We start from the raw sequence: 13,337 nt of genomic DNA on the forward strand, positions 1-13,337 counted from the left end.
CCGGGCTGAAAGGGACGTCGTGTTCAGCAAGATCCTGGTCGCGAACCGTGGCGAGATCGCCATCCGAGCCTTCCGTGCCGCGTACGAGCTGGGGGCGCGCACCGTCGCCGTCTACCCGCACGAGGACCGCAACTCCCTGCACCGGTTGAAGGCCGACGAGGCCTACCTCATCGGGGAGCGGGGCCACCCCGTCCGCGCCTACCTGGACGTCTCCGAGATCATCCGCGTCGCGCGCGAGTCGGGTGCGGACGCGATCTACCCGGGGTACGGGTTCCTGTCCGAGAACCCGGAGCTCGCCGCCGCGGCCGCCGCGGCCGGCATCACCTTCATCGGGCCGGGCGAGCACGTGCTCGAGATGGCCGGCAACAAGGTGACCGCCAAGGAGCACGCGATCGCGGCCGGCGTGCCGGTCCTCGCGAGCACCCCGGCGAGCCGGGACATCGACGAGCTGATCGCCGGTGCCGACGCGATCGGCTTCCCGGTGTTCGCCAAGGCCGTCGCCGGCGGTGGTGGCCGTGGCATGCGCCGGGTGGAGACGAAGGACGAGCTGCGCGCCGCCCTCGAAGCCGCCATGCGCGAGGCCGACAGCGCGTTCGGCGACCCGACGATGTTCCTCGAGCAGGCCGTCATCCGTCCGCGGCACATCGAGGTGCAGATCCTCGCGGACGCCTCGGGCACCGACGACGGCACCATCCACCTGTTCGAGCGGGACTGCTCGGTGCAGCGGCGCAACCAGAAGGTCGTCGAGATCGCCCCCGCGCCGAACCTCGACCCCGCGATCGCGCAGGCACTGCACCGCGACGCCGTGGCCTTCGCCCGGTCGATCGGCTACGTGAACGCCGGCACCGTCGAGTTCCTGCTCGACACCGAGGGCGAGCGCGAGGGGCAGCACGTCTTCATCGAGATGAACCCGCGCATCCAGGTCGAGCACACCGTGACCGAGGAGGTCACCGACGTCGACCTCGTGCAGTCGCAGATGCGCATCGCAGCGGGGGAGACCCTGGCCCAGCTCGGGCTGTCGCAGGACACCGTCGCCGTGCACGGTGCGGCCCTGCAGACCCGCATCACCACCGAGGACCCGACGCAGGGCTTCCGTCCGGACACCGGTCGGATCAGCACGTACCGCAGCCCGGGCGGCGCGGGGGTGCGGCTCGACGGCGGCACGGTCGCCACCGGCGCGCAGATCAGCCCCCACTTCGACTCGATGCTCGCGAAGATGACGTGCCGCGGGCGGGACTTCCCGGCAGCGGTGGCCCGGGCGAAGCGCGCCCTCGCCGAGTTCCGCATCCGCGGCGTGAGCACGAACATCCCGTTCCTGCAGGCCGTGCTCGAGGACCCGGACTTCGCCCGCGGTGACGTCTCGACGAAGTTCATCGAGGAACGCCCGCAGCTCTTCGGCGGGCACGTCTCGAAGGACCGCGGGACGAAGGTCCTCACCTGGCTCGCGGACGTCACGGTGAACAAGCCGAACGGCGAGCGGTCACCCCTGGTGATCGACCCGAGCGCCAAGCTCCCCGCGGTCGACCTGTCGGCGCCGGTGCCCGAGGGGCAGCGCGTCCGTCTGCTGGCGATGGGGCCGGCTGCGTGGTCGAGGGCCCTGCGCGCCCAGACGGCCCTCGCCGTGACCGAGACGACGATGCGCGACGCCCACCAGTCGTTGCTCGCCACCCGCGTCCGCACGAAGGACCTGGTCGCCGTCGCCCCGCACGTCGCCCGGCTCACCCCGCAGCTGCTCAGCGTCGAGGCCTGGGGCGGTGCCACGTACGACGTCGCGCTGCGGTTCCTCGGCGAGGACCCGTGGGAGCGGCTCGCCTCGCTGCGCGCGGCGATGCCGAACATCCCGATCCAGATGCTCCTGCGCGGTCGCAACACGGTCGGCTACACGCCGTACCCGACGGAGGTCACCGACGCCTTCGTCGCCGAGGCCGCCGCCACGGGCGTCGACGTGTTCCGCGTGTTCGACGCGCTCAACGACGTCAGCCAGCTGCGTCCCGCCCTGGAGGCCGTGCTCGCCACCGACACGGCCGTCGCCGAGGCGGCGCTCTGCTACACCGCCGACCTCCTCGACCCCGCCGAGGACCTCTACACGCTCGACTACTACCTCCGCCTGGCGGAGCAGATGGTCGAGGCCGGCGCGCACGTCATCGGCATCAAGGACATGGCCGGGCTGCTCCGCGCCGGTGCGGCCGAGAAGCTCGTCACCGCCCTGCGGGAGCGCTTCGACCAGCCCGTGCACGTCCACACGCACGACACGGCCGGCGGACAGCTCGCGACCCTGCTCGCCGCCTCGCGCGCGGGTGCCGACGCGGTCGACGTCGCCGCGGCCCCGATGGCGGGCACGACGAGCCAGCCGAGCATGTCGGCCCTGGTCGCCGCCCTGGCCCACACCGAGCGCGACACCGGCCTGTCGCTCGACGCCGTCGGCGACCTCGAGCCGTACTGGGAGGCCGTCCGCCGCGCGTACGCCCCGTTCGAGTCCGGGCTGGCCGGTCCGACCGGGCGCGTCTACAAGCACGAGATCCCCGGCGGACAGCTGTCGAACCTCCGGCAGCAGGCGATCGCGCTCGGGCTCGGCGACCGGTTCGAGCAGGTCGAGGACTGGTACGCCGAGGCGAACCGGATCCTCGGGCGCCCGACCAAGGTCACGCCGTCGTCGAAGGTCGTCGGCGACCTCGCGCTGCAGCTCGCCGCGGTCGGCGCCGACCCGGTCGACTTCGAGCAGAACCCCGACAAGTACGACATCCCGGACTCCGTCGTGGGGTTCATGGCCGGCGAGCTCGGCGACCTGCCCGGCGGCTGGCCCGAACCGTTCCGGTCGAAGGTGCTGGCCGGCCGTGACGTCCGGGTCGAGATCACGCCCGTGCCCGACGACGAGCGGGACCACCTCCGCACGCCCGGACCGGAACGGCGGAGCGCGCTGAACCGGCTGCTCTTCCCGCAGCCAACCCAGCAGTTCGCCCGGGCCCGTGAGCAGTACGGGGACCTGTCCGTCGTGCCGACCGTCGACTACCTGTACGGGCTGCGCCCCGGTCAGGAGCACACCGTGCCGCTCGGCAAGGGCGTCGACCTGCTCGTCGGTCTCGAGGCGATCGGCGAGGTGGACGACAAGGGCATCCGGACGGTCATGGCGACGATGAACGGGCAGCTCCGCCCGATCGCCGTCCGCGACCGTTCGGTCGAGGTCGAGACGAAGGCGGCCGAGAAGGCCGATGCGTCCGACCCGAAGCACGTGGCCGCGCCGTTCTCCGGCGTGGTGACGCTCAAGGTCGCCGTCGGTGACGTCGTCCAGGCCGGTCAGGCCGTGGCGAGCATCGAGGCGATGAAGATGGAAGCGGCCATCACGGCGCCCGTTGCGGGCACCGTCGGCCGTCTCGCGATCCCGGTGACCCAGCAGGTGGACGCCGGCGACCTCCTGGTGGTGCTGCAGTAAATTGACCGTCCGTCCCATCCGCCTGTTCGGCGACCCCGTCCTCCGCTCACCGTCCGACCCGATCCGCCCCGAGGCGCTCGGTTCCCCGGGCGTCCGTGACCTGGTGCAGGACCTCATCGACACCGTGCAGGAGCCCGGCCGCGCCGGCGTCGCCGCTCCGCAGATCGGCGTCGGCCTCCGCGCGTTCTCGTACAACGTCGACGGCGAGGTCGGGTACGTGCTCAACCCCGAGCTCGTCGAAGTCTCCGGCGAGCCCGAGCTCATGGACGAGGGCTGCCTGTCCGTCCCGGGGCTCGGCTACCCGACGCGCCGGTACCCGCACGCCAGGGTCCGCGGCGTCGACGTCGACGGCAACGAGGTCGTGCTCGAGGGCACCGGGCTCATGGCCGAGGCGCTGCAGCACGAGTGCGACCACCTCGACGGCACCGTCTACGTGATGACGCTCGACCCCGAGGTGCGGCGGCAGGCCCTGCGGGACATCCGCGCGCAGGACTGGTTCCACTGAACGGTCCCACAGCCTCCGGTGCCGCAGCTGTGCGCTCCGGGAACGCTGCTGGTGACACCCCCACGGGGGATTGTCGCTCCGTCCTGACGAGGAGGTACCGTGCTGCTGTCGGCCTCCCACCGACACCCCTTCCCACCCCCAGGACTCCCGCATGACCAGTCAGAACGACGAGCTCAGCTCGCACCGCACCCGCACCAACCGCCGTCCCGCCGAGACCTCCGTCACGACCGGGTCGACCGCCGTCCTCGACGCTCCCGCGACGGAGCAGTCGCAGGAGGCCTGAGCACCGCAGGCGCCCCCGGCGCCCGGTGGACCGCCTGGAGGCCCGGATCCCGTCCGTCGGACGTGATCCGGGCCTTTCCCCATCGGCACGGCCGACCCGCCGCTGGCGCGGCGCGTCGGAACCGGCGACGTGGGCCCAAGCGGTTGCGGCCAGGGCGGTCGCGGCCAGGGCCGCTACGAGCGGTTCCGGCGGCGACCCTCGACGACGGGCGTCGCCGTCGTCTGGACCTTCGACCCGGAGTAGATGTGGTCGACGTCGGCGGCGAAGTCGCGCAGGATCACCGACCGCTTGATGGTCAGCTTGGGCGTGAGGTGTCCGGAGGCCTCGGTGAGCTCGGCGTCGAGGACGGTGAACGACCGGACCGACTCGGCGCGGGACACCCGCCCGTTGGCGACGTCGATCGCCTCCTGCAGTGCGGACAGCACCCGCTCGTCGGCTGCGGCCGCGCGCGGGTCCAGCGCCGGCGTGATGCCGCGGGACTCGCACCAGCCAGGCAGCATCTCGCGGTCGAGCGTGACGAGCGCGGCGACGAACGGCTTGCCCTCGCCGACGACCACGACCTGCCCGACCAGCGGGTGCTCGCGGATGCCGTCCTCGAGCGGCGCCGGGGCGACGTTCTTGCCGCTCGCCGTGACGATGAGCTCCTTGGCGCGACCGGTGACCGTCAGCACGCCGTCGGCGTCCAGGCGGCCGAGGTCGCCCGTGCGGAACCAGCCGTCGGCGAAGGCCGCCGCGGTCGCCTCGTCGTTCCGCCAGTACCGGTCGAACACGTCCACGCCGCGGATGAGGATCTCGCCGTCGTCGGCGGTGCGCACCTCGACCCCGGGGAGCGCACGGCCGACCGACCCGATCCGCAGTTCGCCGGCACGGTTCACCGTCGCGGGGGCCGTCGTCTCGGTCAGGCCGTAGCCCTCGAGGATGTGGACCCCGATCGAGCGGAAGAAGTGCGACAGCCGGGGGGACAGGGGCGCCGAACCGCTGATCGCGTACCCGACGCGGCCGCCCAGGGCGTCGCGGAGCTTCGCGTAGACGAGCCGGTCGAACAGCCGGAACCGCAGGCCGAGCAGGAACGGCACGCGTCCGGCGGCCACCGCCTCGGAGTGCGCCACCGCGGTCGCCGCAGCGGCGCGGAAGATCCGTCCCTTGCCGCCCAGGTCGGCCTTCTGCTCGGCGGAGTTGTAGATCTTCTCGAACACGCGGGGCACCGCGAGCAGGAAGGTCGGGCGGAACGTCGACACCGCCCGCATCAGGTCCTTCGTGTCCGGCTCGTGGCCGACGAGCACGCCGGCGTGCACCGACATGACGGCGATGAACCGGGCGAACACGTGGGCGAGCGGGATGAAGAGCAGGGTCGAGGCGCCGTCGGCGACGACCTCGGGCATGGCCTCGGTGGCGCCCTCGACGGTGCCGGTGAAGTTGTCGTGCCGCAGGACGCAGCCCTTCGGCCGTCCGGTGCTGCCCGAGGTGTAGATGATGGTGGCGTCGTCGTGGCCGTGCACGTCGGCGGTGCGGGCGTCGAGCTCCTCGTCGGTGACGTCCTCGCCGAGCCGCACGAGGTCGTCGAGCCCGCCGCCGTCGATCGTCCAGTGCTGTCCGAGCGCGGGCAGGTCGGGCGCGATCGAGGCGACCCGGCGCGCGTGCTCCTCCTGCTCGACGACGATCGCGACGGCCTCGGAGTCGGACAGCACCCAGCGCACCTGGTCCGGGGAACTCGTCTCGTACACCGGTACCGAGACGAGGCCGGCGGTCCACACGGCGAAGTCGACGAGGGTCCACTCGAGTCGGGTGCGGGACAGGATCGCGACGTGGGCGCCCGGGGCGAGCCCGGCGGCGACGAAGCCCTTCGCGATCCCACGGACCCGCGCCAGCGTCTCCGCCGCGGTGATGGGGGTCCAGGCGTCACCGTGCCGCTGGGCCAGGATCGGACGGTCCGGCGTCAGGCGGGCGCGGTCGGCGAGCAGCCGCGCTGCGGAGCCGTGGTCGGGGGCGACGGGACCCGCCCCGTGGGGTGCGGCGTGCCTCCCGGCCGACGTCCCGGTGCCGGCGGCGGCGCTGCCGACCGGGCTGGTGTCGGCGGCGGCGCTGCGGGTGGAGGCGCTGCTGCGTGCAGGACGCTGATCGTTCACGGTGACTCCCTTGTCTGCCGATTCGACTCGAGTGCCCCTCGACGTGCGGGGGCACCGCCAGCATAGGACGCGTCACCCACGCGTTCCGCGACTTCGCGGTGAACCGGTAGGCTCGTTCCTCGTGCACGCCATCGGAATCGACATCGGGGGCACCAAGATCGCGGGTGCGGTCGTGACGGAACTCGGCGAGATCGTCGCCGAGGACCGCGTGGCCACCAACGCTGCGGACCCGAACGCCATGCTCGACGACGTCGTCTCGATGGTCGAGCGACTCAGCTCGCTCCACCAGGTCGGCGCCGTGGGGGTCGCCGCCCCCGGGTTCATCGACGCCTCGCAGTCGATCGTCTACTACACGCCGAACATCCGGTGGCGCAACGAGCCGCTCCGGCAGAAGCTGCAGCAGCGCCTCGGCGACCTGCACATCACGGTCGACAACGACGCGAACGCCGCGGGCTGGGCGGAGTTCCGGTTCGGTGCCGGTCGCCTGGTGTCCGACATGACCATGCTCACCATCGGCACGGGCGTCGGCGGCGCCATCGTGACCGAGGACCGCCTGTTCCGCGGCGGCTTCGGCACCGGCGGCGAGATCGGTCACCTGCGCATCGTGCCGAACGGTCTGCCCTGCGGCTGCGGCGCCCGTGGCTGCATCGAGCAGTACGGTTCCGGCCGCGCCCTGCAGCGCATGGCCAACGACGTCGCCGACGCCGGCGGCATCGGCTCGGCCCTGGCCGACGCCCGCGCCGAGAACGGCGGCGAGCTCGACGGCAGGATCGTCGGCGACCTCATCCTCGCCGACGACCCGGGCGCGCTCGCGGCCCTGCGTCGGCTCGGTCGGCACCTCGGCGAGGCCTGCGCCTCGCTGTCGGCGGTGCTCGACCCGCAGCTGTTCGTCTTCGGCGGCGGTGTCGCCAGCGCGGGGGACCGACTGCTCGACCCGATCAAGCAGGCCTACCTCAACAACCTGCCGGCGCGGGGCTACCACCCCGAGCCGGACTTCGTCATCGCCGAGCTCGTCAACGACGCCGGCGTCGTCGGCGCGGCCGACCTCGCGCGCATCCACGCCCGCACGGCGTAGGGTCGGGCGCCACACCACCCCGGGTCACCCACCACCTGGACCTTCTCACCACCTGGAGTCGTCGATGACCTACTGGCTGCTGAAGAACTTCGTGCTCGGCCCGCTCATCCTCACCCTGTTCCGGCCGTGGGTGGTCGGTCGCGAGCACGTGCCGACCTCGGGGCCGGTCATCTTCGCGTCGAACCACATCTCGTTCATCGACTCGGTGATCCTGCCCGCCGTCCTCGACCGTCGGCTGTCCTTCCTGGCGAAGAGCGACTACTTCACCGGCCGCGGCCTGAAGGGCTGGGCGACGAAGACGTTCTTCAACGCCATCGGGCAGCTCCCGATCGACCGTTCCGGCGGCAAGGCCTCCGAGGCGTCGCTCCGCACCGGCCTGCAGGTGCTGGCGCGCGGCGAGCAGCTCGGCATCTACCCCGAGGGCACGCGCAGCCCGGACGGCAAGCTCTACCGCGGCCGCACCGGCATCGCCCGGATGATCCTCGAGGGCCGGGTGCTCGTCGTGCCCGTCGCGATGGTCGGCACGCGTGAGGTCCAGCAGATCGGCCAGAAGTTCCCGAAGATCAAGCGCGTCGGCGTGGTGTTCGGCAAGCCGCTCGACTTCTCGCGCTTCCAGGGCTTCGAGACCGACCGGTTCATCCTGCGGAGCGTCACGGACGAGGTCATGCACGAGCTCGCCGGCCTGAGCCGCCAGGAGTACGTCGACGTCTACGCCACGAGCGTCAAGGAGCGGGCCAGCTCCGCGCGCGAGGCTGTCATGCGCGAACGGAAGACGACGCCTGCACGTTAGGCTCTGAGGGTCCCGGTACCCCGCCGGGGCGCCCGTCGTGCCGGTCGTCGGCACCGGGCCGCACGCACAGAACACCGAGGTAACGCCCGTGCCCGAGTCGACCGACCCCGTCGCCCTGCAGGATCCGGACGCGATCGAGGGGCTCGACCACTGGCGGACGCTCCCGATCAAGCAGCAGCCGACCTGGCCCGACCCCGTCGCGGCCGAGGCCGCCTCGGCCGAGATCGCCGCCCTGCCGCCGCTGGTGTTCGCGGGCGAGGTCGACGAGCTCCGCCAGCGGCTCGCCGCCGCGGCCGAGGGCAAGGCGTTCCTGCTGCAGGGCGGCGACTGCGCCGAGACCTTCGCCGGCGCCACCGCCGACTCGATCCGCGACCGCGTCAAGACGATCCTGCAGATGGCCGTCGTGCTGACCTACGGCGCCTCGACGCCCGTCATCAAGATGGGCCGGATGGCCGGGCAGTTCGCCAAGCCGCGCTCGAGCGACTTCGAGACCCGCGGCGACGTCACGTTGCCCGCCTACCGCGGCGACATCGTGAACGGCTACGACTTCACGCCGGAGAGCCGCCAGGCCGACCCCCGGCGCCTGGTGCAGGGGTACCACACGGCTGCGTCGACCCTGAACCTCGTGCGCGCCTTCACGCAGGGCGGGTTCGCCGACCTGCGGCAGGTGCACTCGTGGAACCAGGGCTTCGCGTCGAACCCGGCGAACGCCCGCTACGAGCACCTCGCCAAGGAGATCGACCGCGCGATCCGCTTCATGGCTGCCTGCGGCGCCGACTTCGAAGCGCTCAAGCACGTCGAGTTCTACGCCTCGCACGAGGGCCTGCTCATGGACTACGAGCGCCCGATGACCCGCATCGACTCGCGCTCCGGTCAGGCGTACGACACCTCGGGGCACTTCATCTGGATCGGTGAGCGCACCCGCGACCTCGACGGCGCCCACGTGGACTTCCTGTCGCGCGTGCGCAACCCGATCGGCGTCAAGCTCGGCCCGACGACGAGCGTCGACGACATGAAGGCCCTGGTCGACAAGCTCGACCCGGAGCGCGAGCCGGGGCGACTGACGTTCATCACCCGCATGGGTGCCGGCAGGATCCGCGACGAGCTGCCGAAGCTGCTCGAGGCGATCAAGGGCATGGACGCCAACCCGCTGTGGGTCACCGACCCGATGCACGGCAACGGCCTGACCACGCCGACCGGGTACAAGACCCGCCGGTTCGACGACGTCGTGGACGAGGTCCTCGGCTTCTTCGAGGCGCACCGCCAGGTCGGCACGTACCCGGGCGGCATGCACGTCGAGCTCACCGGTGACGACGTCACCGAGTGCCTCGGCGGCTCGGAGCACATCGACGAGGCCACCCTCGCGACGCGCTACGAGTCGCTCTGCGACCCGCGCCTCAACCACATGCAGTCGCTCGAGCTCGCGTTCCTCGTGGCCGAGGAACTCGGCGCACACCCGCACGTCCGCCCGTAGCGGCTGCACCCACCGGACGGGAGGCGCGGTGCCAGCCGGCACCGCGCCTCCCGTCCGTCGTGTGTGCACGTTCCGGGCCCGCCCCGAGTACCGGCGTGCCGGACGGCCCGCGCGTCCGGCGGCACGAGACGTGTCGGCCGAGGGGAGCGTCGGTGGCTGCTGCGCGGCGGCCTACTGGTCGTAGGACAGGGTGATGGTGTCGCCGCGGCGCACGGTCGCACCGGCGCCCGGGTCGGTGCCGGTGACGGGCAGCGAGCCCTTCCAGTCGTAGAAGCCGCACAGGATGTTCGTGCAGTCCGGCACGCTCACCTGGAGCCCCAGCCCCTCGAGCGTCGCGGTGGCGTCGTTGATGGTCTCGCCGACGACGCCCTCCTCGGGCACCGTGATCGGGGCCGGGCCCTTCGACACGACCACGTCGACCGCCGACCCGCGCACGGCGGGGGAGTCCGCCACCGTCGCCGAGACGACCTGGCCGGACGGCACGCGCTCGTCGTAGTCCTCGGACCGGGCGCCGAGGACCAGCCCGACCTCGTCCAGGGCGGCCGAGGCCTCGTCGACGGTCTTGCCGACGACGTCGGGCACCGGGCCGAGCGACACCGTCAGGGTGATCCGTCCGGTCTCGCCGTACGCCTGCACCGACGTCAGGTCGAGCGCCTTGCCGCCCGGGGCCCGACCGGTCGCCGCGATCACGGTGTCCTTCGGGGCGTCGGCGGAGAACTGGTAGCGGTCGTCCTGCAGCGCGAAGTCGTCGTCGAGCGCCGCGGTCACCGTGGAGACCGGCTGCCCGACGATCGCCGGCAGCGTGATCATCCGCGGGCCCTGGGACACGACGAGCTGGACGGACGTGCCCTTCCGGACCTCGCGTGCCGCGGCGGGCTCCGTCGTGGACACCTGCCCCTTCGCGACGACGGCGTCGAACCGGGATCCGGTCGTCGACGCCGCGTGCAGGCCCTGGGCTTCGAGCAGCTGCCGGGCCTGCGAGACCGACTTGCCCGTGACTTCCGGGATCCGGACGTTGCCGCCCGGTCCCGGTCCGAAGTACCAACCGATGCCGGCCGCGACCACGGCGAGGGCGACGACGACGGCGAGCAGCACCCAGCCGCGACGACGCCGCTTGGCCGACTGGTCGGCGAGCCGCTGGCCGGCGGGCGAGAGCGCGCCCGGCTGGGAACCGGTGCGACGGGGGCCGGGAGGGGCGTTCCGGCCGCGCGCCGGGGCCCGGCCGCGGTCGGCGTGGTCGATGACGGCGGTCTCGTCGGCGGCCGGGGACGCCGGAGCGGCGGCGCTGCTCGCGCCGGCGACACCGCCGGTGCCGTTGCGAGACGGGAGGATCGCGGTCGCGTTCTCGGGGCGCAGCACGGCCGTGCGGTACTGGCCGGTCGCCCGCTGCTGGTTGCCCGCCATGTGGTCGAGCATCTCGCGGGCGTCGCGGGGACGGTCCTCGGGGTCGCGCGCGGTCGACCAGGCCACCAGCTCGTCGAGCTCGGGTGGCACCCCGTCGACGGCGGCGCTCGGGGCGGGGACGGAGTCGTTGGCGTGCTGGTAGGCGATCTGCATCGGCTGGTCGCCCTTGTAGGGCTGCTCGCCGGTGAGCATCTCGTACAGCATGATGCCGAGCGCGTAGATGTCGCTGCGGGAGTCCGCCGAACCGCGCGTGACGAGCTCGGGGGACAGGTACGCGATGGTGCCGAGCAGTGCGGCGCCGGTCGCCGTGTTCGCGGTCGTCGCCCGCGCGAGCCCGAAGTCGCCGAGCTTGATGCGGCCGTCGTCGGCGAGCAGGACGTTCTCGGGCTTGAGGTCGCGGTGCACGATGCCCGCGCGGTGCGCCGACGCCAACCCGGCGAGGACGGCACGCAGGATGTCGGTCGCCTGTTCCGGGGTCAGGGCGTGGTGCTCCTGCAGCAGGTCCCGCAGTGTGATGCCGGGGATGTACTCCATGACGATGTAGGCGATCTCGCCCTCGGCGCCCTGGTCGTACACGCCGACCAGGTTCGGGTGCGACAGCCGCGCGGCGGAGCGGGCCTCCTGGATGAACCGCTCGCGGAACGCCTGGTCGTCGGCCAGGTGCCCGTGCATGATCTTGATCGCGACGCGTCGCTCGAGGCGGACGTCGGTCGCCAGGTACACGGTCGCCATGCCCCCGCGCGCGATGCGGGAGCGGACGCGGTACCGCTGATCGATCATGCGACCGATCATCGGGTCCGTGGCGGCGTTGGTGCTCATCGGCGGCATTCTACGAACCGAGACCGGGGCGGACCGCACCGGCGCACCGGCCGTGACCCAATCTCGATCTTCCGGATGAGGGTCAGAGCGTCGCGAGCCAGCCCTGGGCGGCGCTCGCCCAGTTCGCGTAGGCCTTGGGGTAGGCCGAGAGCTGGACGGCCTGGGCCGCGTCGGTGATGCTCATCGACGACCACCGGGGCACGTCGAGCAGCCCGCGGGTCTTACCGGCGTTCGGGTTGCTCTGCCCGCCGAAGAACAGCTTGGTGGCGTACGTCGGGTCCTGCAGCTGGCGCGCGGTGCCCCAGCCCTGGCTCGGACGCTGCTGGAACAGGCCCACCGAGTCACGGTCGCCGTGCGACAGGTTGCGCAGGCTCGACTCCTGCATGGCCGCTGCCAGCGCCACGACGATGCCACGCTCCGGCACGCCGAGGGACCGGCCGACGGCGACGATGGTCGCGGCGTTCGCGCGCTGTTCGGCGCTCAGCCCGACCGCGCCGCTCACGGCTGCGCCGGACGCGGCCGAAGCGGCGGTGGTGCGCGACGAGGACGGGATCACGAGGGTCTTGCCGGCGTAGATCGTGCTCGTGTACGACAGGCCGTTCGCCGACAGCAGCGACGCGACGGACACCCCGTTCGAGGCAGCGATCGAGCCGACGGTGTCGCCGGAGCTGATCGTGACGCTGGACTTCGCGGCCGGGGCGGTGGGGGTCGCGGGGGAGGCGGTGGTCGAGACGGCTGCGGCGGCCGACGTGCCGTGCGGCACCCGGAGCGTCTGGCCCGGGTAGATCACGCTGCGCTGGGACAGGTCGTTCGCCCGCAGCAGCGCCGAGGTCGACACCCCCACCCGCGACGCGATGCCGGAGACGGTGTCGCCCTGCTTCACGTGGTAGCTCGAGGTGCCGGAGCCGGTCGAGGCGGTCGACGTCGACGCCGTGCGCACCGAGGCCGTGGTCACGGCGGGCGTGGAGGCGAGGTGCAGCGTCTGACCGGGGTGGATGATCGTGTTCCACCCGAGGCCGTTGCGCACCAGGACCTCCTGCGCCGACAGACCGAAGCGGGCGGCGATCGAGGACACCGTGTCGCCCTGGCGCACGGTGTAGGAGGTCGGCGCCTTCGTCGTCGCGGCGACGGTCGTGATCGTGGTCTGCGCGGGGCGGGCGACGGCGGTGCCGAACACCGGGCGGTCGCCGAGGTTGCGGTCCTGGTCGACGTGGCGCTTGTGGTTCGCGTCCGCGTCGTCGTGCCGTGGCTCGGCGTGCGCGACGGGTCCGGTCAGGCCGGCGGTCACCGCGATGGTGCCCGCGAGGACGATGGGCATCGTGGCGAAGCGGGCGGATCGTGCGCGCCGGGCGTCTTCGTCTGCAGCGTGGTCCACGGGTCTCTCCTGATCTCGACTGCGCCGTGCGCGAGCGTGCGCGCACTCACAGGTGG

Annotated in this window: 9 protein-coding genes; 6 read left to right on the top strand and 3 right to left on the bottom strand. The window is 72.6% G+C overall.

The window, feature by feature from the left end:
- The first annotated feature begins 19 nt into the window (after window positions 1–19).
- The 3 genes from I8920_RS06235 to I8920_RS16280 all read left to right on the top strand — a co-directional run bounded on the left by I8920_RS06235 (window position 20) and on the right by I8920_RS16280 (window position 4,218).
- Window positions 20–3,430: a pyruvate carboxylase gene (locus I8920_RS06235; protein WP_198658270.1), complete on the top strand. Its 3,411-nt coding sequence runs from the start codon at window positions 20–22 to the stop codon at window positions 3,428–3,430.
- Between the two features lies 1 nt (window position 3,431).
- Complete coding sequence (locus I8920_RS06240; protein ID WP_198658271.1) at window positions 3,432–3,935, top strand: peptide deformylase; 504 nt, start codon at window positions 3,432–3,434, stop codon at window positions 3,933–3,935.
- 151 nt (window positions 3,936–4,086) lie between these two features.
- Complete coding sequence (locus tag I8920_RS16280; RefSeq protein WP_263867599.1) at window positions 4,087–4,218, top strand: hypothetical protein; 132 nt, start codon at window positions 4,087–4,089, stop codon at window positions 4,216–4,218.
- Between the two features lie 173 nt (window positions 4,219–4,391).
- On the opposite strand, the gene I8920_RS06245 is transcribed toward I8920_RS16280, so the two are convergent.
- Window positions 4,392–6,344 carry an AMP-dependent synthetase/ligase gene (locus I8920_RS06245; RefSeq protein ID WP_198658272.1) on the bottom strand — a complete coding sequence of 651 codons (1,953 nt, stop codon included), beginning with the start codon at window positions 6,342–6,344 and terminating at the stop codon, window positions 4,392–4,394.
- 121 nt (window positions 6,345–6,465) lie between these two features.
- Between I8920_RS06245 and I8920_RS06250 the strand changes: the two genes are divergently transcribed.
- From I8920_RS06250 to I8920_RS06260, 3 genes are all read left to right on the top strand, one after another.
- The gene (locus I8920_RS06250; protein WP_198658273.1) at window positions 6,466–7,419 is read left to right on the top strand and encodes an ROK family glucokinase; all 954 of its coding nucleotides are present in this window, start codon (window positions 6,466–6,468) and stop codon (window positions 7,417–7,419) included.
- A 64-nt stretch (window positions 7,420–7,483) separates the two neighbouring features.
- Window positions 7,484–8,209 (top strand): lysophospholipid acyltransferase family protein, encoded by a 726-nt coding sequence (locus I8920_RS06255; protein ID WP_198658274.1) that lies wholly within the window; start codon window positions 7,484–7,486, stop codon window positions 8,207–8,209.
- A gap of 88 nt (window positions 8,210–8,297) precedes the next feature.
- A complete protein-coding gene (locus I8920_RS06260) occupies window positions 8,298–9,683 on the top strand; it encodes a class II 3-deoxy-7-phosphoheptulonate synthase (RefSeq protein ID WP_198658275.1) in 1,386 nt (461 codons plus the stop codon).
- Window positions 9,684–9,854: 171 nt separating this feature from the next.
- On the opposite strand, the gene pknB is transcribed toward I8920_RS06260, so the two are convergent.
- A complete protein-coding gene (pknB, locus tag I8920_RS06265; protein WP_198658276.1) occupies window positions 9,855–11,906 on the bottom strand; it encodes a Stk1 family PASTA domain-containing Ser/Thr kinase in 2,052 nt (683 codons plus the stop codon).
- An 82-nt stretch (window positions 11,907–11,988) separates the two neighbouring features.
- Complete coding sequence (locus I8920_RS06270) at window positions 11,989–13,281, bottom strand: LysM peptidoglycan-binding domain-containing protein (protein WP_232832843.1); 1,293 nt, start codon at window positions 13,279–13,281, stop codon at window positions 11,989–11,991.
- Window positions 13,282–13,337 lie beyond the last annotated feature (56 nt).

The organism is Curtobacterium sp. YC1 (assembly GCF_016267665.1).
Lineage (GTDB): Bacteria > Actinomycetota > Actinomycetes > Actinomycetales > Microbacteriaceae > Curtobacterium.